Origin of the sequence: Angustibacter luteus, from assembly GCF_039541115.1 — a bacterium.
Classification (GTDB): Bacteria; Actinomycetota; Actinomycetes; order Actinomycetales; family Angustibacteraceae; genus Angustibacter; species Angustibacter luteus.
In genome coordinates this window covers 172,814-199,106 of sequence record NZ_BAABFP010000002.1, presented here as the reverse complement: position 1 = coordinate 199,106, position 26,293 = coordinate 172,814, and the positions used below count along the sequence as shown (strand labels likewise).

Sequence of the window (26,293 nt, the reverse complement as noted above, 5' to 3'; positions counted from 1 at the left end):
CGATATGGACTGGCTCCCTAGGATCGGGACATGCGTGTACTGATCCTCGAGGACGAGCCGCTGCTGGCGGGGGCTGTCCGCGATGGGTTGCGGCTGGAGGCGATCGCCGCAGACATCGCCGGTGACGGAGCCACCGCGCTCGAGCTGTTGGGGGTCAACGCGTACGACATCGCCGTCCTGGACCGGGATGTCCCCGGGCCCTCCGGCGACGAGGTCGCCAAGCGCATCATCGCGTCCGGCAGCGGCATGCCGATTCTCATGCTCACCGCGGCCGACCGACTGGACGACAAGGCCTCGGGGTTCGAGCTCGGCGCCGACGACTACCTCACCAAACCGTTCGCGCTCCAGGAGCTCGTGCTCCGGCTCAGGGCGCTGGACCGCAGGCGCGCGCACAACCGGCCGCCGGTGCGGGAGATCGCCGGTCTGCGGGTGGACCCGTTCCGCCGCGAGGTCTTCCGCGACGGCCGCTACGTCGCCCTCACCCGCAAGCAGTTCGCCGTACTCGAGGTCCTCGTCGCCGCGGAGGGCGGTGTGGTCAGTGCCGAGGCCCTTCTGGAACGCGCCTGGGACGAGAACGCCGACCCCTTTACGAACGCTGTGCGCATCACCGTCTCGGCACTGCGCAAGCGGCTCGGCGAGCCCGCGATCATCAGCACCGTGCCCGGCGTCGGCTACCGCATCGACCCGCAACCAGGCGCCGAGGCCGCGGGGACCGGGGATGGCTAGGGCGCCCGGACTGAGCGTCCGCCTCAAGCTGACGCTCAGCTATGCCGCGTTCCTGATGATCGCGGGCACCTTGCTGCTCGCCACCGTGTGGGTGTTCCTCCTGCGGTACGTGCCCAGTCGGGCGGCCTTCGGGCCGGGTCCCTTCAGCCCCAGCCGGTCCGACCTCCAGGAGGCCTTCGCGCCGAGGGCGGCCCAGGCGCTGGCGTTCCTGCTCGTGTTCGGTCTCCTCGGGGGATGGCTGCTCGCCGGGCGGATGCTGGCGCCCTTGACCCGCATCACCGATGCCACCCGCATCGCCGCCACCGGATCGCTGTCGCACCGGATCCGGCTCGAAGGCCGCAACGACGAGTTCCACGAGCTCGCCGACGCCTTCGACGCGATGCTCGCGCGGCTCGAGGTGCAGGTCGCCGAGCAGCAGCGCTTCGCCGCGAACGCGTCCCACGAGCTCCGCACCCCGTTGACGATCACGCAGACCCTCCTCGAGGTGGCGAGCAAGGACCCCGACCGCGACACCGCGGAGCTGCTTGACCGCCTGCACGCCGTCAACACCCGAGCGATCGACCTCACCCAGGCCCTGCTCCTGCTCAGCCGAGCCGACCAGCGAGCCTTCACCCCAGAGCACGCCGACCTCTCCCTGCTGGCTGAAGAGGCCACCGAGACGCTGCTGCCCTTCGCCGAGAAGCACGACGTCACCATCGAGACGTCCGGTGACGTGGCCCCCACCGCGGGCTCACCGGCGCTGCTGCTGCAGATGGTCTCGAACCTCGTGCACAACGCGATCGTGCACAACCTGGCTGAGCGCGGTGCCGTGTGGGTGGGCACGAGCGTCCACCCGCGCACGGTGGTGCTCGTCGTGGAGAACACCGGCGAGAGGCTCCCGCCCGGCCTGGCTTCGACCCTCACCGAACCCTTTCAGCGGGGCACCGAACGCATCCACACCGATCACGCCGGCGTCGGTCTCGGTCTGGCGATCGTCAAGACCATCGTGCACGCCCACGACGGAGCACTCACCCTGACCCCGCGCTCCGCCGGGGGCATGCGTGTCACCGTCGAGCTGCCGAGACAGCCGGGCGTGCCGACGCCCCACACTCGGGCGTGATGAAACGCGCTGCCGAGCGCCGCCGTCCGGAACACTGAGGGCATGGGACACGAGTCCGGAGAGGCCGTCGCGTTCCGGCTCTGGCCGCCGGTCGCGATCGGGGCACCCCTGCTCGCCGGCGGACTGGCCACCCTGGCCTGGGGTGATCCGGTTGACCTCGGTGGGTGGCGGGTCCCGCTCGGCTGGGCGCTCGTGCTGCTGTTCGCCGGGTGGAACGGCTGGGCGCTCTGGTTGTTCCGTCGACACGAGACGGGGCTGCTACCAGGGCAGGCGACGCACGCCATGATCGAGGAGGGGCCGTACCGCCTCTCGCGCAACCCGTTGTACGTCGGTCTGCTCGCGCTCTACCTGGGTCTGGCCCTGCTGGCACCCACCCTGTGGGGCATCGTGCTGTTCCCGGTGGCCGTCCTCCTGGTCCGCTGGGGTGCGATCCGCCCCGAGGAGCGGTTCCTGCACCAGCGGTTCGGGACACCGTACGACGAGTACGCCCGGCGGGTGCGGCGCTGGCTGTGAGCGCACGCCCCGACGACCACGACGAACACGACCACCACGACGACCACGACCACGACTCGAGGAGCAGCAGTGACGCAGATGGTGCGGGTACACAACTTCATGGTGTCCAGCGACGGGTTCGCCGCCGGTGAGGGCCAGAGCCTCGAACGTCCGTTCGGCCATGCCGACCCGGCTGCCCTCTCCAGCTGGGCCGGGGCCACCGCGAGCTGGCCCAACCGGACCGACGCCGGCGGCAGCCGCGGGCTGGACGACTACCTGGTCCGGGACTTCCACCGCAACATCGGCGCCGAGATCATGGGACGCAACAAGTTCGGCCCCCAGCGCGGCCCGTGGGTGGACGACGGGTGGCAGGGCTGGTGGGGCGACGAACCGCCGTTCCACACCCCGGTGTTCGTCATGACCCACCACGTGCGGCCGTCCCTGACGTTGTCCGACACGACCTTCCACTTCGTGAGCGGCGACCCCGCGTCCGTGCTGCGGCTCGCCCTCGACGCCGCCGACGGGAAGGACGTCCGGCTCGGCGGCGGCGCCAACACGGTGCGACAGTTCTTGGACGCAGGGCTCATCGACACCCTCCACGTGGCGGTCGCCCCGCTGGAGCTCGGCGCCGGCTCCCGGCTGTGGGTGTCTCCCGACGAGCTCCTCGACCGCTACCACTGCGACGTCGTACCCAGCTCCAGCGGCGTCGTCCACCACCTGTTCTGGCGTGACTGACCCCAGTCACCCGGTGGCTGGGACGGCACCCGGACCGGTGCGCTCCAGCGCTGATGTCACATCGGCGACCCGGGCGGTGTCTTCATGGCTGTGTCGACCAACCCGGCCGGCACAGCCAGCGACCCGGGAGCAGACATGGACCACACGACCCGCATCCCCCCAGCCGAGATCACCGGTGTCAAGGGCGCGCTGATCAAGCGCATGATCCAGAAGAAGCTGGGCCAGGTGCCGACGTCGCTAGGCGTCTACTGGCACAACCCCCAGGTGCTCTTCGCCACCTCCGCGCTCGGTGGCAGGCTGCAGAAGTGGGACGCCTGCGACGAGGGCCTGAAGTCCTTGGCCCACATGGCGGTCGCGTCCCTGGTCGGCTGCACGTGGTGCCTGGACTTCAACTACTTCGAGGCCCGGAACAAGGGGCTCGACGTGGACAAGGCACGTGAGGTCCCACGGTGGCGGGAGGTGGACGTGTTCACGTCCGTGGAGCGTGACGTCCTGGAGTACGCGGAGGCGATGACCCAGACCCCGCCGACCGTGACCGACGAGCAGGTGGCCCGCCTGCTCGCCCAGCTGGGGCCGGCCGGAGTGGTCGAGCTCACCTCGGTGATCGCGTTCGCGAACCTGACCACGCGGGGCAACGTGGCGCTCGGCATCGAGTCGGACGGGTTCGCTGCCGCGTGCGGCCTGAAGCCGCTGGCCGAGCGGCCGGGAGTAGCGTCCGCGTCATGAGCGAGGACCCCTTCGTCGCCCACCGGAGCCTGCTGTTCACCGTCGCCTACGAGATGCTCGGCTCGGCCGCCGACGCCGAGGACGTGGTGCAGGAGACGTGGCTGCGGTGGGCGGCCCTGGCCGACGCGGAGCGCGGCGAGGTGCGGGACCCCCGGGCGTACCTCGTGCGGATCGTGACCCGCCTGTGCCTCAACCGGTTTCGCACCCTCGCGCGGCAGCGCGAGGAGTACGTGGCGAGTGGTTGCCCGAGCCGGTGATGACCAGCCCGGACGTCGCCGAGGACGTCGAGCTCGCCGAGAGCGTGTCGATTGCCATGCTGGCCGTGCTCGAGACGCTGGTCCCGACCGAGCGCGCGGTCTTCGTGCTCCGCGAGGTGTTCGACGTGCCGTACGGCGAGATCGCCGAGGCGCTGGACAAGACGCCAGCGGCGGTGCGCCAGATCGCGACGCGGGCGCGCAAGCACGTCGCCGCGCGTCGGCCTCGTATGTCGGTGAGCCGCAGTGAGCAGGAACAGGTCGTCGCGCGGTTCCTCGCCGCGCTGACCAGCGGTGACGTGCCGGGTCTGCTCGCCGTGATGGCTCCCGACGTCCTCGTCGTGGGCGACGGCGGCGGGCTGGCCCCCACGATCCCGAAGCCGGTCCGAGGGGCCGCGAGGCTCGCGCCGGTGATGGCCGGCTTCGCGGAGGCCGCGCCCGGTGCCCGAGCCTTCCTCGTCGATCTCAACGGCAGCATCGCGGCGCGCATCGACCCCGGCGGTGAGAACGACACGGCTGTGTCCTTCGTCATCGAGGGCGGCCGGATCACCCAGATCTACGCGATGCGCAATCCGCACAAGCTCGAGCGCCTGGGTGAGGTGGCCGAGCTGCGTCGGTGACGACTGGTGGAACATCTGCGGCAGGATCGTGTCGGATCCGCCCCTCGCCGTTCGTGGGGTAGGTGAACGCGGACCACAGGGTCCGCCCAACGAGGAGGAGCGGTCATGCCGGAGTACCTCTTGTACTTCAACCAGCAGTGGGTTGGCGAGCACACCGAGGAGTGGTTCCGAGGGCGCGGACCGCTCGCGAAGGCGGTGATCGCCGAGATGAAGGCGGCCGGCGTGTACGTCTTCGCCGGGGGGCTGGAGGAGGAGGACGGTCCGGTCTACACCGCCGACAGCACCAGCGGCAGCTTGGTGGTCACCGACGGCCCGTACGTCGAGACCAAGGAGTTCCTGGGCGGCTTCGCCGTGGTCGACGTCGCGGACGACGAGGCGGCCACGATGTGGGGTGGCAAGATCGCGCAGGCTTGTGGGTGGCCCCACGAGATTCGTCGGTTCAAGCCGCAGCCCCAGGCCGAGACGCAGACCTGACCGAGAGCGGTCGGCGGTCGACGGTCACGTCCGCGCGGTCTCCCAGGCTCAGCGCAGTCCGGCGAAGAGGTCGTCCTCCGGGAGTGGGCTGTCGGTGTGGTCCTGCACGCGCACGAACGTCTCGGTACTCATCAGCTGCGAGAAGCGCTCCAGGCCCATCCGCAGGAAGGCGATGTTCTCCGTCTGGCTGGCGTGGGCGGCCAGCGCCTCGTACTTCTGGCGAGCGAACGGAGCGGTGTCGACCCACGTCGAGATCTGGTCGTCCGGCAAGCCGAAGTCGTCGGGCAGCTCGTCCCCCTGCCCCTCCGCCGCAGCCTCGGCGAGCTCCGGCTCGAACTCTCGGAAGATCCGGAACATCTCCTCCAGACCCGAGCGCGGTGCCGTCGTCCAGTACACCTTGGCCCGGATACCACTCTCGGCCACCGCAGCCATCGTCACCCGATGGGCCTGGATGTGGTCGGGGTGACCGTAGAAGCCGTTCTCGTCGTAGGTGACCACCACGTCGGGCCGGTAGTGCAGCATGAGGCCGCTGAGCCGGGCGGCCGCCTCGGCCACGGGAGTGGTCCAGAACGATCCCGGCGCGTCGTTGGTGGACCAGCCGACCATTCCTGAGTCGGCGTAGTCCAGGAGCTCGAGATCGCTGACCTGCAGCAACCGGCAGCTCTCCTCGAGCTCGAGGCGACGGGCGTCCGCGACGGCGGCCGGCTCGTGCCCGGGCTCGCCCGGCTTGACGCCGCCGGGGCCGTCCCCGCAACGGCCGTCCGTACAGGTCACCAACACGGTCCGGATGCCTTCGCTGGCGTACCGAGCCAGCACACCGCCGGTCCCGGTCGCCTCGTCATCGGGGTGGGCGTGGACCGCCATCAGGGTCAGCTGGCGTGGCTCGTGCACGGAAGTCGACACGCTCGATGACCCTCTCGCTGGAACGTCGGGACGGGGACGACACTGCCACAAGGTCGCAGCGCACGGACGACGGGGCCGGTCAGCGACTGAGGAGCACCGTCATCACGCAGAGCAGGACCAGGGCTCCGAACGCGAGCACGTGGGCACGCCCAGCATGCATCGGATGTTCGTCGAGCGTGAGCGGGTTCATCGCGACCAGCCCCTCGAACCTACTGCGACCCGTCGGTGACGGGCCGGCCCGCGCTCCCGCGAACCGGGTAGCGCAGGTGCGTCACGCCGACGCCCTGGATCACGGTCGGCGTGCCCAGGACGGCTGGCGTGCCGGCGAGGTGGTCGAAGAGGCGCACTCCGGCACCGAGGAGCACGGCCGTCAGGTCGATGTTGAGCTCGTCGAGGAGTCCGGCGTTCAGGCACTGCTGGATGGTGTCGGCGCCGTGGACCCCGACGGACCTCCCGGCGGCAGCGGCCTTGGCCTGCGCCACCGCGCTCTCGATGCCGTCGGTCACGAAGCTGACCGTCGAGTCGGGGCGCGGCCATCCGGTGGGCACATGGTGGGTCAGCACGAAGGCCGGGCCCCACGCGTGGTTTCCGCCCCAGCCCTGCGCGACGTCGAAGGTGCGCCGACCGGTGAGCACCGCGCCGAGCCGGGAGGTGAGGGCGTCGAAGTGCTCGGCGCTGGGCTCGGACATGGTGAACGTCATCGGGTCCGACCCGCCGGTGCGGATCTCGACGTCACCCGAGCTGACGTACCAGTCGAACACCTCGGCCACCCCGTCGTCGGGGTCGGCGACGTACCCGTCGAGGGACATGGACATGATGGCGACGACCTTGGACATCGGCGTTCCTTACGAGGGGACCTTCGGTACGGCGACCGACCGCGGCCGCCGCTCACCTGTACGACGAACGGGTCGCATCGGATCCGACAGGACCGTCGCCGCGCGAGCCACCAGCCCCGCACCTGACCCGATCGTGGCAACCTCGCATCACGGGCGATGCGAGGTTGCCACGTCTCGTGGACGACGTCCCTCACACCGAGACGGGGGCGGGCTCCTCGTCGGGCTCGGCGACGGCCCGCTCCGGCCGCAACGGCGACGGCTCGACCCGCAGGATCTTCGCCAGGCCGGCGGGTAGCCACCAGTTGTACGCGCCGAAGAGACTCACCAGCGCCGGCACCAGCAGGGCCCGGACGATCGTGGCGTCGATCAGGATGCCGACACCCAGCGCCGTGCCCATCACCTTGATGTCGGTGCCGGGCGACGACGCGAGCGCGGCGAAGGCGAAGAACAGGATCAGCGCGGCCGACGTCACCAGGCGACCGGTCCGGGCCAGCCCGACGACGACCGCTTCGTTCGTGTTCCCGCAGGCGTCGTACTCCTCGCGCATCCGGGCCAGGATGAACACCTCGTAGTCCATCGACAGCCCGAACAGGAACGCGAAGATGATCACCGGGAGCCAGAACGTCAGGGCGCCGGTGGCAGAGATGTTGAAGACGGCCTGCGAACCGTGGCCCATCTGCCAGAACCAGGTGATGGCACCGAACACGGCAGCCAGCGACAGCAGGTTCAGCAGGACGGCCTTGATCGGCAGCAGCACCGAGCGGAACGTGCGCATCAGCAGCACGAACGTGATCAGCGCGATCAGCGCCATGACGTAGGGGAACTTGTCGTAGACGGCACTGAAGTAGTCGCCGACCGTGGCCCCGGCTCCCGTGATCCCCACGTCGCCGTCGACCACACCCTCGACCGCGCTGCGGACCTCGTCGACCACCTTGTTGCTCGAGCTGTCGACGGTCTCCTTCGTCGGGATGACGTCGACGACCCCCAGCGTCGGTGCGTCCCCACCGACGACGGCGAACTGCACACCGTCCACCTTGGCGGCCGCATCGGCGGCCGCCTGCGCCTGGTCCGGTGGCACCAGCACCACGATGGGCGTGGTCACGCCGGACTCGATCCCGCCGGCCCGCAGCGTCGCCAAGGTGTCGTACGCCGGGCCGTTGCTGGCCAGCGACTCGATCCCGGCCTGGCCGATCTTCAGCGAGAAGACCGGGGCGATCAGCAGGCCCAGGATGAGCGTGGCGACCCCGGCGGCGATCCAGCGACGGCGCACGATGAGCTTGGCCCAGGCGGTCCAGGCCTTGCTCGCGGTGCCCTCGTGGCGGATGCGCGGCCAGTCCACCCGCGGCCCGATGGTGGTCAGCATCGCCGGCAGGAGCGTCAGCACGACGGCCACGCTGACCAGCGGGATGAGCATGCCGCCGACGCCCATGCTGCGCAGGAACGGCACCGGCACGACGACCAGCGCGACCAGGCTGATCGCCACGGTCACGCCGGAGGCGAGGACCGCGTGCCCGGCCGTCTTCATGGCGATGATGACCGCCGTCTCGTTGTCGTGACCGTGCGCACGTTCCTCCCGCCAGCGCGACACCACCAGCAGCGAGTAGTCGATCGCGACGCCCAGGCCGATCAGCGCGATGAGGAACTGCACCACGAAGCTGACGTCGCTGAACGTCGTCAGTCCCAGCACGAGCAGGAACGTCGTCAGGATCGAGACGGCGGCGATCACCAACGGCAGGAGGGCCAGGAAGGACGCGAAGACGAAGATCAGCACGACCAGCGCGCCCAGCGCACCGAACATCGTCTCGGCCAGGACGCTCGGCCCCTCGTTGCTGCTGTTGCCCGCCGACAGCAGCCCGTACGACGTCACCCCCGTCGTGAACCCGCTCGCCTTCGCCGCCTGCTCCAGGGCGGGTCGAAGGTTGGCCTCCGGACCGGGTGCGAAGGACGTCGGCTGCGGACCCTGCATCAGCGCGAACGTCGTGCGGTGGTCGTCCGAGACGAACGCCGGGTCTCCCGTGCTGGCCAGGTCGACCAGCCGGACCTTGGGGAAGACCGCTCCGGCGTCGGTGAAGATCTTGGCGATCTGGTCCTTGTTCGCCTCGACGGTCTGCCCCTCGGGCACGGTCACGACCGCGATGAACGTGTCGTACGAGCTGGTGCCGTAGGCCTCGACCAGGTGCTTCTCGGCAGTGTCGCCCGGCTGCCCGGGCAGGGAGAAGTCGATGCCGAGGCGGTCCGGCACCTTGCCTGCGGCGAAACCGCCGGCCAGGAAGAGCACGAGCCACAGCCCGAAGACGATGCGACGATGCCTGATGACGAGGCGGGCTAGACGCTCCACGGTGGTCCCCCAGCGACGTGACGTGCCTCGGCCGGGAGCCGGCCTGGGCGATGAGTGCAACGTAGGATGCAGAGAGTGGATCGTCAACTAGGTTAACCATTAATCAGGTGAACCCCTGAGCCGCCTCAGGGTCAACCCTGGGATCCACGACGGATCGACGACGCGCGTCCCGAGGAGGTGCCGTGGCTGGGCCGCAGCGACGCGACCTGCGCACGTACACCGGCTTCCTGCTGCGCCGGGCCTACGTCGCCACGGTCGGCGTCGAGGCGAGCTGTCTGGGGGACGACGCCCGGATGCGGGAGGTCGCCGTGCTGTTCATCCTCGACGAGCACGGGGCGCTCTCCCAGCGGGAGGTCGCCGAGCTGACCCACATCTCGCCGACCGTGATGGTCGGCCTGGTCGACTCGCTCGGCGCTCGCGGCTGGGTGGTGCGCGAGCGCAAGGTCGAGGACCGCCGGTCCTACGCGTTGCGGCTGACCGGGGCGGGCCGGGCGGCGCTGCGCCGCGCCACCCGCGACCTGGACCGCAGCGAGCGCCGGCTGACCGCCGACCTGAGCGAGGACGAGGTGGCCCGGCTTCGCCGGCACCTGAGCGTGCTGCTGGGCGACGACCCCGCCCTGCAGGTCACCGCCTTGGCGGAGCGCGTCGGCTACCTGGTGCGGCACGCGCACCGGCGCAGCCGTGAGCGAGCCCAGGCGGCGCTGCGCCAGTTCGACCTGCACCCACGCAACTTCGGTCTGCTGTCGGTCGTCGGACGCGACGAGCCGTGTTCACAGAGCCACCTGGCGGCCGTTCTCGGCGTCAGCGACCCGGCCGTCCTGCCCGCCCTGGAGGCGCTGGAGACGCGCGGCCTGCTGACCCGGGAGCGCAACGCGGACGACCGCCGGATCAGTGACGTCCGGCTGACCGCCGAAGGTCGCGAGCTGCTGGACGGTGCGCAGGCCCAGGCCGACGCGATGCAGGCCGACATCGTGCAGCGACTGGGGGTGGAGGCGAACGACGACCTGCGCGGCCTCCTCGCCCGCATCGTCAACGGTTGACGGCGAGTCCTAGACTCCGGCTCATGACCACCCCGGACATCAAGCCCCGCAGTCGCGACGTCACCGACGGCCTGGAGAAGGCCGCCGCCCGCGGCATGCTGCGCGCGGTCGGCATGGGCGACGACGACTTCGCCAAGCCGCAGATCGGCGTCGCCAGCAGCTGGAACGAGATCACCCCGTGCAACCTGTCGCTGCAGCGGCTGGCGGTGGCGGTGAAGGAGGGCGTGCACGCGGCCGGCGGCTACCCGTTGGAGTTCGGCACGATCTCGGTGTCCGACGGCATCTCCATGGGCCACGAGGGCATGCACTACTCGCTGGTGTCCCGCGAGGTGATCGCGGACAGCGTCGAGACGGTGATGCAGGCGGAGCGGCTGGACGGCTCGGTCCTGCTGGCCGGCTGCGACAAGTCGTTGCCGGGCATGCTGATGGCCGCGGCCCGGCTGGACCTGTCGAGCGTGTTCCTCTACGCCGGGTCGATCCTGCCGGGGATCGCGAAGCTGTCCGACGGCAGCGAGCGCGAGGTCACGATCATCGACGCGTTCGAGGCCGTGGGAGCGTGCGCTCGCGGGCTGATCCCGCGTTCCGACGTCGACGCCATCGAGCGTGCGATCTGCCCCGGCGAAGGGGCCTGCGGTGGCATGTACACCGCGAACACCATGGCGAGTGCGGCCGAGGCGCTCGGCATGTCGCTGCCGGGCAGCGCCGCGCCGCCGGCCGTCGACCGTCGGCGCGACGGGTACGCGCGGCGCTCCGGCGTGGCCGCGGTCGAGATGCTGCGGCAGGGCATCACGGCCCGCCAGATCATGACCAAGGAGGCCTTCGAGAACGCGATCGCGGTGGTGATGGCCTTCGGTGGCTCGACCAACGCGGTGCTGCACCTGCTGGCGATCGCGCACGAGGCGCACGTCGACCTGTCCCTGGACGACTTCCGCCGGATCGGTGCCCGCGTGCCGCACCTGGCGAACGTGAAGCCGTTCGGGCAGTACGTGATGAAGGACGTCGACCACGTCGGCGGCGTGCCCGTCGTGATGCGGGCGCTGCTCGACGCCGGCCTGCTGCACGGGGACGTGCTGACGGTCACCGGCCGCACCATGGCCGAGAACCTCGCCGAGATCGCGCCGCCGGACGTCGACGGCAAGGTGCTACGGGCGATGTCCGAGCCGATCCACCGCACCGGCGGAATCACGATCCTGGCGGGTTCGCTGGCTCCCGAGGGCGCCGTGGTGAAGTCGGCCGGTTTCGACGAGGACGTCTTCGAGGGCACGGCGCGGGTCTTCGACGGCGAGCGGGCCGCGATGGACGCCGTGTCCGACGGCACGCTCACCGCAGGCGACGTGTGCGTCATCCGGTACGAGGGCCCGAAGGGCGGCCCGGGGATGCGCGAGATGCTCGCGGTGACCGGGGCGATCAAGGGCGCCGGTCTGGGCAAGGACGTGCTGCTGCTCACCGACGGCCGGTTCAGCGGCGGCACGACCGGGCTGTGCGTCGGGCACGTGGCACCCGAGGCGGTGGACGGCGGACCGATCGCGTTCGTCCGGGACGGCGACCGGATCCGCCTGGACGTCAGCGCCGGCACGCTGGACCTGCTGGTGGACGACGCCGAGATGGGGGAGCGTCGTACGGGCTGGTCCGCGCCGGCGCCCAAGCACCAGCGCGGCGTCCTGGCGAAGTACTCGAAGCTGGTCGGCTCGGCGGCCCGCGGCGCCGTCTGCGACTGACCCCCGCTTCCGCCACCCAACCCGGTTTCCGCCACCCAAGCCGGTTTTCCGGCCGGAAATGCGGTGTGGACGGCGGAAAGCGGGCTGGGTGGCGGAAGCGGGGGTGTTCGGTGGGTGGGATGCTGGTCCATATAGCGAGACGAAGAGGTGGCTCGGTTGACGTGGCGGCAGGTGCGGACGAGGGTGGACGCATGCTGTCGTCGCTCGTACTCAGGCGGCGCGCCGTCTGAGGGCCTCAAGAGCCCAGCGGACTGCGCGCAACCCCTCGGTGTGCCCATTCGGGCCGGGGGGTTTTTTCGTCCCTTCGAACGGAACTAGGTGAGGTCGTGAACGCAAGCGGTGATACCGCCCCGGGTGACACCGGGCGGTCCGCCAGCCCCGCGGACGTCGCGGGAACGCTGTCCCGGGGGCGTCAGCCCATGACCGGCGCGCAGAGCCTGGTGCGCTCGCTCGAGAAGGCCGGGGTCGAGATCGTCTTCGGCATCCCGGGCGGGGCGATCCTGCCGGCCTACGACCCTCTGCTGGACTCGGCGTCGGTCCGGCACATCCTGGTCCGCCACGAGCAGGGCGCCGGGCACGCCGCCCAGGGGTACGCCGCCGCCACCGGCAAGGTCGGCGTCTGCATGGCGACGTCCGGCCCGGGCGCCACGAACCTCGTCACCCCGATCGCCGACGCCTACATGGACTCGGTGCCGATGGTCGCGATCACCGGCCAGGTCGCCTCCGCGGCGATCGGCACGGATGCCTTCCAGGAGGCCGACATCCGCGGCATCACGATGCCGATCACCAAGCACAACTACCTCGTGACGGACCCGGACCAGATCCCGCAGGCCATCGCCGAGGCGTTCCACATCGCCGGCACAGGACGTCCCGGACCGGTGCTGGTCGACATCAGCAAGGACGCCCTGCAGGCGATGACGCACTTCAGCTGGCCGGACCGGGTCGACCTGCCCGGGTACCGACCGGTGACCCGACCGCACGGCAAGCAGGTGCGCGAGGCCGCCCGGCTCATCACCGAGGCGAGCCGGCCGGTGCTGTACGTCGGCGGTGGCGTCGTCCGGTCCGGGGCCAGTCCCGAGCTGCGCAGGCTGGTCGACGACACGAACATCCCGGTCGTCACCACGCTGATGGCCCGCGGTGCGTTGCCCGACAGCCACCCCGCCAACCTGGGGATGCCCGGGATGCACGGCACCGTCGCCGCGGTGACCGCGCTGCAGCGCAGCGACCTGATCATCAGCTTGGGCGCCCGGTTCGACGACCGGGTGACCGGTCAGCTGTCCACGTTCGCGCCGCACGCCAAGGTGATCCACGCCGACATCGACCCGGCCGAGATCGGGAAGAACCGACTGGCGGACGTCCCGATCGTGGGCGATGCGCGCGAGGTCATCCGCGAGCTCGTGGCCGTCCTGGCGACCGAGCGCGCCGAGGGTCGCACCGGCGACTACGCCGCCTGGTGGCGCGAGGTCGACGGGTGGCGCGAGACGTACCCGCTGGGCTACGCCGAGCCGGACGACGGCACGCTCGCTCCGCAGCACGTGATCAGCCGCATCGGAGCGATCAGCGGGCCGGACACGATCTTCACGGCCGGTGTCGGCCAGCACCAGATGTGGGCCGCGCAGTTCATCTCCTACGAGCAGCCGGGCACCTGGATCAACTCCGGTGGCCTGGGCACCATGGGGTTCGCCGTCCCCGCCGCCATGGGCGCCAAGGCGGGTCGGCCGGAGCGCACGGTCTGGGCCATCGACGGCGACGGCTGCTTCCAGATGACCAACCAGGAGCTCGCCACCTGCACGATCAACGAGATCCCGATCAAGGTGGCGGTGATCAACAACTCGAGCCTGGGCATGGTGCGGCAGTGGCAGACCCTGTTCTACGAGGGGCGCTACAGCAACACGGACCTGCACACCGGGTCCGCGCGGCGGATCCCGGACTTCGTCAAGATGGCCGACGCCTACGGCTGCGCCGGCCTGCGGTGCGAGCGCCCCGAGGACGTCGACGCCACGATCGAGGAGGCCATGGCCATCAACGACCGTCCCGTCGTCGTCGACTTCGTGGTGCACCGGGACGCGATGGTGTGGCCGATGGTGCCCGCCGGGGTCAGCAACGACCTGATCCAGCACGCCCGGGGCATGAGCCCCGTCTGGGACCGGGAGGACTGAGATGTCGAAGCACACGCTGTCGGTGCTGGTCGAGGACCGCCCCGGCGTCCTGGCCCGGATCGCGGGACTCTTCTCGCGGCGCGGGTTCAACATCGACTCGCTCGCGGTCGGTCCCACCGAGCACCCGGACATCTCCCGGATGACCGTGGTGGTCGACGTCGAGGAGCTCCCGCTGGAGCAGGTGACCAAGCAGCTCAACAAGCTCGTCGAGGTCATCAAGGTCGTCGAGCTCGAAGGCCCGGCATCGGTCCAGCGCGAGCTGCTGCTGGTGAAGGTGCGGGCCGACATGCAGACCCGCTCGCACGTGCTGGAGACGGTGCAGCTGTTCCGCGCCAAGGTCGTCGACGTGTCCACCGACGCCGTGACCATCGAGGCCACCGGCAACGCCGAGAAGCTCGCCGCGCTGCTGCGGGTGCTGGAACCCTTCGGCATCCGCGAGCTCGTGCAGTCCGGCATGGTCGCCGTCGGACGCGGACCGCGCAGCATGAGCGACCGGGCGCTGCGCACCGCCTGACCCTCGCCAACCACCCAAACGTCCACCCGAACCCGTTGTCCTGCAACTGATCGCCATCTCATAAGGAGCGCCCACCGTGGCCGACATGTACTACGACGCCGACGCCGACCTGTCTGCCCTGTCCGACCGCAAGGTCGCGGTCATCGGCTACGGCAGCCAGGGCCATGCCCACGCGCTCAACCTGCGCGACAGCGGGATCGACGTCCGGGTGGGTCTGCCCGAGGGCAGCCGCAGCCGGGCCAAGGCCGAGGCCGAGGGACTGCGGGTGGTCGACCCGGCCACCGCCGCCAGCGAGGCGTCGGTGATCGTCGTGCTCACCCCGGACCACGTGCAGCGGCACGTCTACACCGAGTCGATCGAGCCGCACCTGCAGGACGGCGACGCGCTGCTGTTCGGACACGGCTTCAACATCCGGTTCGGCTACATCAAGGCCCCGCTGGGGGTCGACGTCGTCATGGTCGCGCCGAAGGGCCCCGGCCACCTGGTGCGCCGCGAGTACACCGACGGTCGAGGAGTCCCGGTGCTGGTCGCCGTCGAGCACGACGCCAGCGGGGGAGCCTGGCCGCTCACCCTCGCCTACGCGAAGGCGCTCGGCGGCCTGCGCGCCGGCGGCATCAAGACGACCTTCACCGAGGAGACCGAGACCGACCTGTTCGGCGAGCAGGCCGTGCTGTGCGGCGGCGTCTCGCGGCTGGTGCAGCAGGGCTTCGAGGTGCTCACCGAGGCCGGCTACCAGCCCGAGGTCGCGTACTTCGAGTGCCTGCACGAGCTCAAGCTGATCGTCGACCTGATGTACGAGGGCGGGATCGCCAAGCAGCGCTGGAGCGTCTCGGACACCGCCGAGTACGGCGACTACGTCTCGGGCCCGCGGGTCATCGACGACTCGGTCAAGCAGCGCATGGTCGAGGTGCTCTCCGACATCACCGACGGCACGTTCGCCGCCCGGTTCATCGCCGACCAGGACGCCGGCGCGCCCGAGTTCGCCGCGCTGCGCGCCCAGGGCGAGCAGCACCCCATCGAGGCGACCGGGCGAGAGCTGCGCGGGCTGATGGCCTGGGTCAAGTCCAGCGACGACGACTACACCGAGGGCACGGCCGCTCGCTGACACATCCTGGGACGAACGTCTCAAGGTGTGGGAAGACGTGGTCGATTAGATGGACGTCCGAGTAATCTACGAGGACGTCCGAGGATCTCGAAGCCGGTCTCACCCGGCGTCCGCAGGGACTCGAACCGATCGCGGTGGACCATCCTTCACCACCGCGTGGTGCAGGCCAGGACTCGACGGTGACCCCGTCTCCTCTGGCCAGCGCCTTCCGGACGCGGTAGCCGCGCCCCCAGACGTGAGTGAAGGAAGCATCATGAGCGAGGCCGAGGAGTACGCCCGCCGGGCGCTGCAGGAGTCGATGGACCTGCGTGACCAGGGTCACAGCGACGACTGAGCACGCGGGCAGGACAGATCGACCTGAGGGTCATCCGGGGTTCCGGGTGGCCCTCAAGTCGTCTCCAGGGCCGGTCGATCACAATCTGTGCAGCATTTGGGTGATTCCTTTCCCCACGGGCGGGTTGAGGCCCTAGGTTTCCTGCTGCGCGGACAGACCGGGTGGGGGACGTGGGTCTCCTCCAGGCGCGGACACGATCTGGCGTCGACGGTGGATGAACCGCACAAGAGGAGACATCGGTGACGATGCACGCCCAGGGGCCGCGACGCGTTCGCGGCCTCTTTCCTGTGGTCGCGGGGAGTGCCGTCCTGGCGCTCGCCGCAGCCGCTCTCGGCGCCGCGCCCGCCATGGCCGCGACGTCCACCCCGTCCACGACCGCCCTGTCCGCTCAGCACGGCAAGGCGCTGACCCGGGCCCAGCTGGCCAAGCGGCTCAAGCAGGTCAAGTCCGCGCCGTCCAGCAAGGACGCGACGTCGGCCAAGCCGTTCGCCCTCGACCGGGGCAAGAGCCGGGTCGACGGTGATCTGGCGGATGCCAAGGGCACCGTCACCGTGATGCTGGAGCTGGACGCCACCCCGGCCGTCAAGAGCTACGCGCTGAACCGGTCGCGGGGCGCGAGCGCCGCTCGTGACGCCGGGCGCTCCCAGGCCGCGACGGTCCGCCGGGCGCAGAGCACGGTGCTGACCCAGATCAGCCGTCCGGCCACCAAGGCGCGGGCCATCTACCGCGTGCAGAACGCCTACTCCGGGGTCGCCGTCGTCACCGACGCCTCCCGGCTGCAGGCGCTGTCCGAGATCCCGGGCGTCAAGGCCATCCACCAGATGACCCTGAAGACGATCTCCAACTCGTCGTCCGTGCCGCTGATCGGCGCTCCCGCCGCCTGGACGGCGACGTCGCAGACCGGCCAGGGCGTCAAGGTCGGCATCATCGACACCGGCATCGACTACACCCACAAGGACTTCGGCGGGTCCGGCGACGTTGCCGACTACCACGCCGCCCAGAACGGCTCCCAGGCCGGCTGGACGGGGACGCCGAAGGTCAAGGGCGGGTACGACTTCGCCGGCGACGACTACGACCCGGGCAACACCGCCAACCCTGGCCACGACGTCCCGGTCCCCGACTCCAACCCGCTGGACTGCAACGGCCACGGCTCGCACGTGGCCGGCACCGCGGCCGGGTTCGGCGTGACCACCGCGGGCGCGACGTACGCGGGCTCCTACAACGCGTCCGTCCCGGCCAGCACCTTCAGCATCGGCCCGGGCGTCGCGCCGCAGGCCGACCTGTACGCGCTGCGCGTGTTCGGCTGCGAGGGCTCGACCAACCTGGTCACCCCCGCGCTGGACTGGGCGGCGGACCCGAACGGTGACGGCAACTTCGCCGACCACCTCGACGTGGTCAACATGTCCCTGGGCTCGAGCTACGGCTCGCCCCAGGACCCGGACGCGGTCGCCTCGAACAACTTGGTCGACATCGGCACCATGGTCGTCGCCTCGATCGGCAACAGCGGCGACGTGTACGAGGTCGGCGGCTCGCCGGGCAACGCCACCAAGGTTCTCGCCGTAGCCGCCTCCGACGACGGCAACGACGTCGTGGACGGCCTCAAGATCGACGAGCCCGCGGGCATCGAGCCGGCGAGCACCGTGGACGGCGACCAGGACAACGTCTTCGCGGCGCTGAAGTCGGTCGCCTACGACTGGGCGACCAAGCCCGGGGTCACCGACACCCAGGTCGTCAAGGTCGGCGACTGGACCAAGGCCCCGTCCCCGACCAACAACACCGACGGCTGCACCGCTTACACGCCGTCGGAGCAGACGGCCATCGCGGGCAAGATCGTGCTGCAGTTCTGGACCGATGGCACCGACCGTCGCTGTGGGTCCGTGGGGCGTTCGCAGAACGCCCGGAACGGTGGTGCGGCCGCCGCCATCTTCGGCAACGACCAGAACTCCTTCTCGGCCGGCGTCACCGGTGACGCCACGATCCCGGCGATGATCACGGTCAAGCAGGCCACTGACGCGCTGGTCAAGGCGCTCGACCTGGGCACCACGGTCAAGGCCACCATGACCAACGCGCTGCGCAACAGCGTGCAGATCATCACGCCCGGTGCGGTGGACCAGATCGCCTCGTTCTCCTCGCGGGGTATCGGCATGGCCGGCAACGTGAAGCCGGACGTCGCGGCGCCCGGGGTCACCACCTTCTCGGCCGCCGTCGGCACGGGCAGCGAGGGCGTCGCCGAGAGCGGCACCTCGATGGCGTCGCCGCACGTCACCGGTGAGGCTGCGCTGGTCCGCCAGGCGCACCCGACCTGGTCCGTCGAGCAGGTCAAGGCCGCGATCATGAACACGGCCACCCAGGACGTCTACACCGGCGCCGGTCACACCGGTGACGTGTACGGGCCGGAGCGGGTGGGTGCGGGCCGGGTCAAGGTCGACAAGGCCGTGGCCACGACGACCCTGGCCTACGTCAAGGGCGACCCGGGCGCGGTCAGCGTGTCCTTCGGGCCGATCGCGGCCGTGGGCACGACCACCCGCACCAAGACGGTGACCATCCAGAACACCGGCGGTGCGACGGCGACCTACTCGCTGGCCTACAAGGCAGCGGTGGCGGCGTCCGGCGTGACCTACTCGGTGTCGCCGAGCTCGGTCAGCGTCCCGGCGGGTTCGTCGACGGACGTCACGGTCACCCTGCTCATCGACGCGGCCCAGCTGCGTCACACGCAGGACCCCACGACGGACGGCGACCCGCTCGGCACGGGCCTGCAGCGCTCGTACCGGACGGACGCCAGCGGTCGCCTGGTGCTCACCGCGACCGGCGCTACGCCGGCGGGGACGCTCCGGGTGCCGGTCTGGTCCGCTCCGCGGCCGGCCTCGGCCATGGCGGCGCAGTCGTCGGTCACGCTGAACGGCACCGGCACCGTGCAGACCGGTGAGGCCGGTCTGCTGGGTCGGTCCCTGTTCCAGGGCCGCGACGCGGGGGCCTACATCTCCACGGCCAGCGCGTTCCAGCTGCAGACGTCGAGCCCGAAGCTCGCCGACTGCAACGGCACTCCCGCTGACGACTGCGTGTCGTACCCCGACGAGCGAGGGGCCGACCTGCGGTACGTCGGCTCGGCGTCCGACGCACCGGTGTACATCGACTCCGGGCTCGACCCGTACAAGGCGTACGCGGACTCGGCCAGCTGCCAGACGGAGAGCCCCAACCCCGACTGCCTCGTGCCGCCGGCGATGGTGAACTTCGCCGTCAGCAGCTGGGGACCGTGGCGCACCGCTGCGGGTCAGATCGAGTTCCAGGTCTACATCGACGGTGACGGGGACGGCGTCGAGGACGCCGTCACGTACAACAGCCGGCTCACGACGGCGACGGACGACTTCGACTACTTCGTGACGACGACGATCGACCTGCACACGGGCGACGTCATCGACCAGCAGCTGGTCAACGGGGTGGACGGCTCGCTGGAGACGGGGCTGTTCAACTCGGACTCGATGATCATGCCGGTGGCGCTGCACGCGCTGAAGGACGCCGGTCTGATCAGCCGCAACGAGCCGATCCGGTACGCGGTCGTCTCGTTCAGTGCGGGTACGTCGCTGACGGACGGCACGGACTGGATGACGCTCTCCGTGCTCTCGCCGGGGCTGAGCGCCTCGGGTGACAGCGGGTTCTCGACGCTGAACACCGACAACGAGGACGAGTGGTTCGACGTCCGTCGGGACGCCACCACGGCAGCCACGGACAAGCCGCTCGGCCTGCTGCTCCTGCACCACCTGAACGCCGACGGCGCTCGGGCGCAGGTGGTCTCCGTCCGCACCGGGACGACGACGAGGCTGACGAGCTCGGCGACGTCGTTCACGTACGGCGCTCGTCCGACGCTGACCGCGACGGTGACGCCGCGGGCAGCTGCGGGCACCCCGACCGGCACGGTGACCTTCAAGGACGGCAGCAAGGTGCTCGGCACCCGCACGCTGGCGGCCGGCAAGGCGACGTTCCAGGTGCCGGTGCTCGGCCGGGGCACGCACTCCCTGGTGGCCACCTACGGCGGGGACACGCAGAACGTCGCGAGCACCTCGGCGGTGGTGAAGGTCACGGTCAAGGGCGTCGCCAGCGCGACGAAGCTGGCGGTCAACGACCGGGACTTCAGCCACGGCTACCGCCCGACGCTGACGGCCACGGTCACCACGACCGCGACCGGCACGGTCACCTTCCGGGACGGCAGCAAGGTGATCGGCTCGGCGACCATCAGCAAGGGCAAGGCGGTGCTGAAGGCACCGGTGCTGGCGAAGGGCACGCACTCGCTCAAGGCCACCTACAACGGCTCGAGCAAGTACAACCCGTCGACGTCCTCGGCGGTGTCGGTCCGCGTGCGCTGACCCGCTCGCGCTGACCGTCCCGGCACAGCGACCCTGCCCCCGTCACCCTCTGGTGGCGGGGGCAGGGTCGTCTCGGGGCGACCAGAGGCGTTCCGCCTCGTGAGATGAAATGGTTCGCATCGTGGGACGCGCGATATCCTGCCGACCATGACGACGACGTACTCGCTGGCAGTCATCGGCGGCGACGGCATCGGTCCCGAGGTGGTCGCCGAAGGGCTCCGCGTGCTGGACGCCGTGACCGGGTCGGGCGGACCGGCGTTCGAGCGCACCGACTACGACCTGGGGGCCCGCCGCTGGCAGGCGACCGGCGAGACCCTGCCGGACTCGGTGCTGGACGAGGTCCGCGGGCACGACGCCATCCTGCTCGGCGCGATCGGCGACCCCAGCGTGCCCAGCGGCGTGCTCGAGCGGGGGCTGCTGCTACGGCTGCGGTTCGAGCTCGACCAGTACGTGAACCTGCGCCCCAGCCGGCTCTTCCCGGGCGCCGTGACGCCGCTGGCCGATCCGGGCGAGATCGACTTCGTCGTCGTCCGGGAGGGCACCGAGGGCCCGTACACGGGCAACGGCGGCGCGCTGCGGGTCGGCACGCCGCACGAGGTCGCGACCGAGGTGAGCGTCAACACGGCGTTCGGCGTCGAGCGCGTCGTCCGGGACGCCTTCGCCCGGGCGCAGGCCCGGCCGCGCCGCCAGCTGACCCTGGTGCACAAGCACAACGTGCTGACCTACGCCGGGCACCTGTGGCGACGGACCGTCGAGACGGTGGGCGAGGAGTTCCCGGACGTCGCCACCGACTACCTGCACGTCGACGCGGCGACGATCTTCCTGGTCACCGACCCGGCGCGGTTCGACGTCGTCGTGACCGACAACCTGTTCGGCGACATCATCACCGACCTCGCGGCAGCCGTGACCGGCGGGATCGGGCTGGCGGCGAGCGGCAACGTCAACCCCGACCGCACGGCGCCGAGCATGTTCGAGCCCGTGCACGGCTCCGCGCCCGACATCGCGGGGCAGGGACTGGCCGACCCCACCGCCACCGTGCTGTCCGTCGGGATGCTGCTCGAGCACCTGGGCGAGCCGGCGTACGCCGGTCGCGTGCAGGACGCTGTGGCGAAGGACCTGGCGAACCGCAGTGGCGAGCGGCGGGGGACCCGTGAGGTGGGCGAGGCCCTGGCGGCCCTGGTGGCCGGCTAGCGGGTCTCAGACCCGGACGTTCAGCCGCTCGGCGAGCCGCACGCAGTTGCGGCCGGCGTCCTTGGCGGCGTACAGCGCGATGTCCGCCCGCTTCAGCAGGTCGTCCAGCTCGGCGTCCGCCTCCGGCGCCGTCGACACCCCGGCGGACATCGTGACGCCCAGGCCGCCCAGCGGGCTGGCGGAGACGTCGGCGACGAGTCGTTCGGCCACGGTTGCTGCGGCGCCGAGGTCCTCGCCCGGCAGCAGCACGAGGAACTCCTCGCCGCCGATCCGGTACACCAGGTCGAACGTCCGCAGGGTCTTGCGCATCCGGTACGCGGCCTCCCGCAGGACGACGTCGCCGCGGTCGTGTCCGTGCTGGTCGTTGACCTGCTTGAAGTGGTCCAGGTCGCAGAGCACGAGGGAGACCGGCGCACCGAGCACCCGGGCCTGGGCGGCGGCCTCGGCGTAGCGTCCGGCGAGCGCCTTGCGGTTGAACAGTCCGGTGAGCTGGTCGACCACGGCGTCGCCGCGGGACTGCATCTCCGCGGTGAGCAGGGTCAGCGAGAGCGCGGCCAGACCGACCATCAGCGAGGCGTAGCAGGTCAGGTTCAGCCAGGCGGGCGCGGCGGGAACGTCGGGCAACGCGGCGGCACCGAGGACCGCGGCGGCGGCGATGCCGAACGAGCAGATCAGGCCGTAGACCGCCACCCGCAGCCGGAACCGGGCCGCGAGCATCAGGGTGGGGATGCTCAGGAACGGCAGGTACGGGCTGATGGCCCCGCCGGTGAGCATGGCAACCGCTCCGAAGAGCACCATGAGGACGACGATGCTGACCACCGAGACCCGGGGCGGGTCGAACCGGTGCTCGGGCAGCCGCTCGAGCACGAGGAGCGTGAGGAGCCCGGCCAGGACGACGGGGACGACGGCCCAGGTGTAGGTGGGGGCGCCGACGAGGATGACCAGGCTGATCACCAGGCCCTGGACGCGGCGCGCCGTGGCCACCCGCTCGTTCATGTCCGCGAAGCGCGCACGCTCCATCTCCGTTCGGCACAGCCAACGGCTCGACGCGACGCTGCGTCCCTCGGAATCGTGGTTCTCCACAGGGCACTTATCGGACTGACAACGATGGGTCTTGAGCCCTGCACACCCCCTTCGCGGGTGCGGTAGCGTCCGAACATGCTCGAGTTCTCCTTGACCCCCGCCACGAGCCCGCGCCCAGAGTCCGAGCGTGCTCAGATCCTGTCGTCGCCTGGCTTCGGCAAGCACTTCACGGACCACATGGTGACGGTGACCTGGACGCCGGCCGACGGCTGGCACGACGCCCAGGTCAAGCCCTACGGCCCGATCCAGCTCGACCCCTCCGCCGCGGTGCTGCACTACGCGCAGGAGATCTTCGAGGGGATGAAGGCCTACCGGCACGCCGACGGGTCGATCTGGGCGTTCCGTCCCGATCAGAACGCCGCCCGGTTCCAGCGCTCGGCCCGCCGACTGGCTCTGCCCGAGCTGCCCGCCGAGGACTTCCTCGAGGCGGTGCGGTCGCTGGTGTCCGCGGACGCCGACTGGGTGCCGGAGCCGTCCGGCGGCGAGGCGAGCCTGTACCTGCGGCCGTTCATGTTCGCCTCCGAGGCGTTCCTGGGCGTGCGGCCGGCGGCCGAGATCACGTTCTGCGTCATCGCGTCCCCGGCCGGTCCCTACTTTGCCGGCGGGGTCAAGCCGGTGCGGATCTGGCTGTCCAGCGAGTACACCCGCTCGGCGCCCGGCGGCACCGGCGCAGCGAAGTGCGGCGGCAACTACGCGGCCAGCCTGGCGGCGCAGGTCGAGGCCATCGAGCGCGGCTGCGACCAGGTCTGCTTCCTCGACGCGGTCGAGCGCAAGTGGGTCGAGGAGCTCGGCGGGATGAACCTCTACTTCGTGCAGGACGACGGCACCGTGGTCACCCCGGAGCTGACCGGCACGATCCTCGAGGGCGTCACCCGGGACTCGATCCTGACCCTGCTGGACGACGCCGGACACAAGGTGGACGAGCGCCGGATCTCCATCGACGAGTGGCGTGAGGGTGCGGCGTCCGGCCGGATCCGCGAGGTCTTCGCCTGCGGGACGGCCGCGGTCGTGACCCCGGTCGGCCTGCTGGCCGAGCCCGACGGCGAGACCGTGATCGGCGGCGGCGAGACCGGGCCGGTGACGGCGTCGGTGCGGGCCGCCCTGCTGGACCTGCAGTACGGCCGGTCCGCCGACGACCGCGGCTGGATGCACCGCCTGGTCTGAGCTGTGCGGACCTGCAAAGGTCCGGGAGCAAACCATTGACGCCGCTGTCGTGCGAGGAGCAAGATCCAGTGCTCTAGTGACTGGGCCCTCCCTGGTCTGGTCCCCGTTCTTTGGGATGGGCACATGGCTGACAGCGTGCTGGACCACGACGGCCTGGACGACGACTCGCGGGCGCTCGCCGAGCTGGGGTACAAGCAGGAGCTGCATCGGGGGATGTCGGGCTTCTCGAACTTCGCCGTCTCGTTCTCGATCATCTCGGTGCTCGCCGGGTGCATCACCTCGTACCTGATCGCGATGAACGCAGGGGGGCCGATCGCGATCACCATCGGCTGGCCGCTCGTCGGCCTGTTTGTGCTGTGCGTCGCGCTCGCGATGGCCGAGGTGTGCTCGGTCTACCCGACCGCCGGCGGCCTGTACTACTGGGCGGGGCGGCTGGCCAAGAACAACAAGGCTGTCTGGGCCTGGTACGTCGGCTGGTTCAACTTCATGGGCGAGGTCGCCGTCACCGCCGCTATCGACTACGGCGCCGCGGTGACCTGGATGGCCCTGCTCAACCTCGTGTTCGGGGTGAGTGTCTCGCTCAACAGCACGTTCGTCGCCTTCGTGGTCATCATCCTGCTGCACGGGCTGCTGAACACCTTCGGTGTGAACCTGGTCAAGCTGCTGTGCAGCATCAGCGCCTGGTGGCACCTGGCCGGTGTCGCGATCATCGTGGCCGTGCTCGTTTTCGTGCCGGACCAGCACCAGTCGCTGTCCTGGACGTTCACCCACTACGAGAACCACACCGGGTGGAGCGCACCGATCTACGTGTTCCTGATCGGCCTGCTGATGGCCCAGTACACCTACACCGGCTACGACGCCTCGGCGCACGTGGCGGAGGAGACCAGGGGAGCCTCGATCTCGGCGCCCAAGGGCCTGGTGTCCAGCGTCTGGGTCTCGATCCTGGCGGGCTGGGTGCTGCTGGTCGCCGTCACGGCAGCGATCCAGAGCTACGAGGGCGCGCGCACCAGCGCCACCGGACTGCCCCCGGCACAGATCTTCATCGACGCGGCCGGCCGGCACACCGGTGAGTTCCTGCTGGCGATCTGCGCGGTCGCGCAGTTCTTCTGCGGGATGGCCTCGGTCACGGCCAACTCGCGGATGTCCTTCGCGTTCAGCCGGGACAACGCGTTGCCGGGCTCGCGGCTGTGGGCGAAGGTCAACCCGCGCACCGGCACGCCGACGAACTCGATCTGGCTGTGCGTGACCTGCTCCATCGTGCTGGCACTGCCGGCCCTGCACAGCGTCGTGGCGTACCTCGCCGTCACGTCGATCGCGGTCATCGGGCTGTACATCGCCTACGTCGTGCCGGTGTTCCTGCGCCGCCGCAACCCGGACTTCGCGCCTGGTCCGTGGAGCCTCGGCAAGTGGAGCGCGCCGATCGGTTGGATCGCGGTCGTCTGGGTCTGCTTCATCGTGATCCTGTTCATGCTGCCGCCCGTGTCACCGGTGAACAGCCTCAGCTTCAACTACGCGCCCGTGGCGGTGGCCGTCGTCCTGGTCTTCGCGACGGTCACGTGGTTCGCCGGCGGTCGCAAGCACTTCATGAAGGACGTCCCGGGCGGGCACGACACCAAGGCCGCCACGGAGATCTTCGGGTCGTGACACCCGCCGGGCAGGGGACAGGGGGTGTCGGCGCGGAGCCGTCCGCGCACCGGTTGCCGCAAGCAGTGCTGCGACCGGTGCGCGACGGTAACGCGTTCGAGGCGACCGTCGAGCAGCTGGCCACCAGCGTGCGGCTCGGGGTGTTCGCGCCCGGGCAGCACCTGCCGCCCGAGCGCGAGCTCGCCGAGACGCTCGGGGTGAGCCGCTCGACGCTGCGCGAGGCCATCGCCGCGCTGCGCGACGCGGGCATGGTGCAGACCCGGCGCGGTCGGGGCGGCGGCACGGTGGTGATCTACCGCGGCCCGGACCCGGCGTCCACGCCCGAGGCGTTGCGCGGCATGGACTCCGCGCAGATCCGGGACGCGCTGGACTACCGCCGGGTGGTCGAGCCCGGGGCCGCGGCGCTGGCCGCGTCCCGCGAGCTGAGCGCCGACCAGCGGCAGTGGCTGGTCGCCAGCCGGGTTGCCGTCGAGCAGGCGGCGGACGTGGCCGAGCACCGGCAGGCGGACTCGCGGCTGCACCTTGCCCTGGCGACCGTGTCGGGCTCGGACCTGCTCGTCGCGGCGGTCACCCAGGTGCAGGCCATGGTGCACGACATGCTCACTGCCATCCCGGTCCTGGCCACCAACATCGGCCACTCCAACGCCCAGCACCGTGCGGTGGTGGACGCGGTGCTGTCCGGCGACCCCCAGGGTGCCAGGCTGGCCATGGAGCAGCACTGCGACGCGACGTCCGCGCTGCTGCGTGGTCTGCTGGCCTGAGCGAACGCCCGAGAGG

21 protein-coding genes and 1 pseudogene are annotated in these 26,293 nt (G+C 70.7%); 18 read left to right on the top strand and 4 right to left on the bottom strand.

Translation table 11 applies throughout. The annotated features are described in order from the left end of the window. Positions 1 to 30: 30 nt before the first annotated feature. The 7 genes and pseudogenes from ABEB17_RS01035 to ABEB17_RS01005 all read left to right on the top strand — a co-directional run bounded on the left by ABEB17_RS01035 (position 31) and on the right by ABEB17_RS01005 (position 5,126). Complete coding sequence (locus ABEB17_RS01035; RefSeq protein WP_345714690.1) at positions 31 to 726, top strand: response regulator transcription factor; 696 nt, start codon at positions 31 to 33, stop codon at positions 724 to 726. Then, positions 719 to 1,825, top strand: a complete 1,107-nt coding sequence (locus ABEB17_RS01030; RefSeq protein WP_345714689.1) for a sensor histidine kinase — start codon at positions 719 to 721, stop codon at positions 1,823 to 1,825. Before ABEB17_RS01035 ends, ABEB17_RS01030 begins: the two co-directional genes overlap by 8 nt. 42 nt (positions 1,826 to 1,867) lie before the next feature. Further along, a complete protein-coding gene (locus ABEB17_RS01025; RefSeq protein WP_345714688.1) occupies positions 1,868 to 2,338 on the top strand; it encodes a methyltransferase family protein in 471 nt (156 codons plus the stop codon). A gap of 69 nt (positions 2,339 to 2,407) precedes the next feature. Continuing rightward, positions 2,408 to 3,052 carry a dihydrofolate reductase family protein gene (locus ABEB17_RS01020; protein WP_345714687.1) on the top strand — a complete coding sequence of 215 codons (645 nt, stop codon included), beginning with the start codon at positions 2,408 to 2,410 and terminating at the stop codon, positions 3,050 to 3,052. Positions 3,053 to 3,187: 135 nt separating this feature from the next. Next, positions 3,188 to 3,778 carry a carboxymuconolactone decarboxylase family protein gene (locus ABEB17_RS01015; RefSeq protein WP_345715760.1) on the top strand — a complete coding sequence of 197 codons (591 nt, stop codon included), beginning with the start codon at positions 3,188 to 3,190 and terminating at the stop codon, positions 3,776 to 3,778. Then, a pseudogene (locus tag ABEB17_RS01010) lies at positions 3,775 to 4,652 on the top strand (RNA polymerase sigma-70 factor). Before ABEB17_RS01015 ends, ABEB17_RS01010 begins: the two are co-directional and overlap by 4 nt. A gap of 105 nt (positions 4,653 to 4,757) precedes the next feature. Further along, a complete protein-coding gene (locus ABEB17_RS01005) occupies positions 4,758 to 5,126 on the top strand; it encodes a YciI family protein (protein WP_345714686.1) in 369 nt (122 codons plus the stop codon). A gap of 48 nt (positions 5,127 to 5,174) precedes the next feature. On the opposite strand, the gene ABEB17_RS01000 is transcribed toward ABEB17_RS01005, so the two are convergent. From ABEB17_RS01000 to ABEB17_RS00990, 3 genes are all read right to left on the bottom strand, one after another. Next, complete coding sequence (locus ABEB17_RS01000; protein WP_345715759.1) at positions 5,175 to 5,990, bottom strand: PIG-L family deacetylase; 816 nt, start codon at positions 5,988 to 5,990, stop codon at positions 5,175 to 5,177. Between the two features lie 248 nt (positions 5,991 to 6,238). Continuing rightward, positions 6,239 to 6,865 carry a dihydrofolate reductase family protein gene (locus tag ABEB17_RS00995; protein ID WP_345714685.1) on the bottom strand — a complete coding sequence of 209 codons (627 nt, stop codon included), beginning with the start codon at positions 6,863 to 6,865 and terminating at the stop codon, positions 6,239 to 6,241. A 190-nt stretch (positions 6,866 to 7,055) separates the two neighbouring features. Further along, entirely contained in the window at positions 7,056 to 9,203 is a 2,148-nt protein-coding gene (locus ABEB17_RS00990; protein ID WP_345714684.1) for an MMPL family transporter, read from the bottom strand. Between the two features lie 182 nt (positions 9,204 to 9,385). On the opposite strand from ABEB17_RS00990, the gene ABEB17_RS00985 reads away from it, so the two are divergent. The 8 genes from ABEB17_RS00985 to ABEB17_RS00950 all read left to right on the top strand — a co-directional run bounded on the left by ABEB17_RS00985 (position 9,386) and on the right by ABEB17_RS00950 (position 21,625). Continuing rightward, positions 9,386 to 10,243 carry a MarR family winged helix-turn-helix transcriptional regulator gene (locus ABEB17_RS00985; RefSeq protein ID WP_345714683.1) on the top strand — a complete coding sequence of 286 codons (858 nt, stop codon included), beginning with the start codon at positions 9,386 to 9,388 and terminating at the stop codon, positions 10,241 to 10,243. Between the two features lie 23 nt (positions 10,244 to 10,266). Then, entirely contained in the window at positions 10,267 to 11,961 is a 1,695-nt protein-coding gene (ilvD, locus tag ABEB17_RS00980) for a dihydroxy-acid dehydratase (RefSeq protein WP_345714682.1), read from the top strand. A gap of 398 nt (positions 11,962 to 12,359) precedes the next feature. After that, on the top strand, positions 12,360 to 14,120 hold the full coding sequence (locus ABEB17_RS00975) for an acetolactate synthase large subunit (RefSeq protein ID WP_378227118.1): 1,761 nt from the start codon (positions 12,360 to 12,362) through the stop codon (positions 14,118 to 14,120). 1 nt (position 14,121) lies between these two features. Further along, positions 14,122 to 14,634: an acetolactate synthase small subunit gene (gene ilvN, locus ABEB17_RS00970; RefSeq protein ID WP_345714680.1), complete on the top strand. Its 513-nt coding sequence runs from the start codon at positions 14,122 to 14,124 to the stop codon at positions 14,632 to 14,634. Between the two features lie 76 nt (positions 14,635 to 14,710). After that, positions 14,711 to 15,739 carry a ketol-acid reductoisomerase gene (gene ilvC, locus ABEB17_RS00965; RefSeq protein WP_345714679.1) on the top strand — a complete coding sequence of 343 codons (1,029 nt, stop codon included), beginning with the start codon at positions 14,711 to 14,713 and terminating at the stop codon, positions 15,737 to 15,739. 235 nt (positions 15,740 to 15,974) lie between these two features. After that, entirely contained in the window at positions 15,975 to 16,073 is a 99-nt protein-coding gene (locus ABEB17_RS00960) for a 3-isopropylmalate dehydrogenase (protein ID WP_345714678.1), read from the top strand. Positions 16,074 to 16,318: 245 nt separating this feature from the next. After that, positions 16,319 to 20,434: a S8 family serine peptidase gene (locus tag ABEB17_RS00955; RefSeq protein WP_345715758.1), complete on the top strand. Its 4,116-nt coding sequence runs from the start codon at positions 16,319 to 16,321 to the stop codon at positions 20,432 to 20,434. Between the two features lie 147 nt (positions 20,435 to 20,581). Further along, on the top strand, positions 20,582 to 21,625 hold the full coding sequence (locus ABEB17_RS00950) for a 3-isopropylmalate dehydrogenase (RefSeq protein WP_345714677.1): 1,044 nt from the start codon (positions 20,582 to 20,584) through the stop codon (positions 21,623 to 21,625). 6 nt (positions 21,626 to 21,631) lie between these two features. Here ABEB17_RS00950 and ABEB17_RS00945 read toward each other — a convergent pair whose 3' ends face one another. Then, positions 21,632 to 22,645, bottom strand: coding sequence for a GGDEF domain-containing protein (locus ABEB17_RS00945; protein WP_345714676.1), 1,014 nt, complete (start codon positions 22,643 to 22,645; stop codon positions 21,632 to 21,634). Positions 22,646 to 22,783: 138 nt separating this feature from the next. Between ABEB17_RS00945 and ABEB17_RS00940 the strand changes: the two genes are divergently transcribed. The 3 genes from ABEB17_RS00940 (at position 22,784) to ABEB17_RS00930 (ending at position 26,277) form a co-directional block, all read left to right on the top strand. Continuing rightward, on the top strand, positions 22,784 to 23,872 hold the full coding sequence (locus tag ABEB17_RS00940) for a branched-chain amino acid aminotransferase (protein WP_345714675.1): 1,089 nt from the start codon (positions 22,784 to 22,786) through the stop codon (positions 23,870 to 23,872). A gap of 123 nt (positions 23,873 to 23,995) precedes the next feature. Beyond that, positions 23,996 to 25,516 carry an amino acid permease gene (locus ABEB17_RS00935; protein ID WP_345714674.1) on the top strand — a complete coding sequence of 507 codons (1,521 nt, stop codon included), beginning with the start codon at positions 23,996 to 23,998 and terminating at the stop codon, positions 25,514 to 25,516. Between the two features lie 68 nt (positions 25,517 to 25,584). Continuing rightward, entirely contained in the window at positions 25,585 to 26,277 is a 693-nt protein-coding gene (locus tag ABEB17_RS00930; RefSeq protein WP_425551677.1) for a FadR/GntR family transcriptional regulator, read from the top strand. The last annotated feature ends 16 nt before the right edge of the window (positions 26,278 to 26,293 follow it).

Coding starts and splice junctions, on each gene's coding strand:
- ABEB17_RS01030 (WP_345714689.1), top strand. CDS start 719: ATGGCTAGGGCGCCCGGACTGAGCGTCCGCCTCAAGCTGACGCTCAGC.
- ABEB17_RS00945 (WP_345714676.1), bottom strand. CDS start 22,645: ATGGAGCGTGCGCGCTTCGCGGACATGAACGAGCGGGTGGCCACGGCG.
- ABEB17_RS01000 (WP_345715759.1), bottom strand. CDS start 5,990: ATGGCGGTCCACGCCCACCCCGATGACGAGGCGACCGGGACCGGCGGT.
- ABEB17_RS01015 (WP_345715760.1), top strand. CDS start 3,188: ATGGACCACACGACCCGCATCCCCCCAGCCGAGATCACCGGTGTCAAG.
- ABEB17_RS00950 (WP_345714677.1), top strand. CDS start 20,582: ATGACGACGACGTACTCGCTGGCAGTCATCGGCGGCGACGGCATCGGT.
- ilvD (WP_345714682.1), top strand. CDS start 10,267: ATGACCACCCCGGACATCAAGCCCCGCAGTCGCGACGTCACCGACGGC.
- ABEB17_RS00935 (WP_345714674.1), top strand. CDS start 23,996: ATGGCTGACAGCGTGCTGGACCACGACGGCCTGGACGACGACTCGCGG.
- ABEB17_RS00995 (WP_345714685.1), bottom strand. CDS start 6,865: ATGTCCAAGGTCGTCGCCATCATGTCCATGTCCCTCGACGGGTACGTC.
- ABEB17_RS00955 (WP_345715758.1), top strand. CDS start 16,319: ATGCACGCCCAGGGGCCGCGACGCGTTCGCGGCCTCTTTCCTGTGGTC.
- ilvN (WP_345714680.1), top strand. CDS start 14,122: ATGTCGAAGCACACGCTGTCGGTGCTGGTCGAGGACCGCCCCGGCGTC.
- ABEB17_RS01035 (WP_345714690.1), top strand. CDS start 31: ATGCGTGTACTGATCCTCGAGGACGAGCCGCTGCTGGCGGGGGCTGTC.
- ABEB17_RS00940 (WP_345714675.1), top strand. CDS start 22,784: ATGCTCGAGTTCTCCTTGACCCCCGCCACGAGCCCGCGCCCAGAGTCC.
- ABEB17_RS01025 (WP_345714688.1), top strand. CDS start 1,868: ATGGGACACGAGTCCGGAGAGGCCGTCGCGTTCCGGCTCTGGCCGCCG.
- ABEB17_RS01005 (WP_345714686.1), top strand. CDS start 4,758: ATGCCGGAGTACCTCTTGTACTTCAACCAGCAGTGGGTTGGCGAGCAC.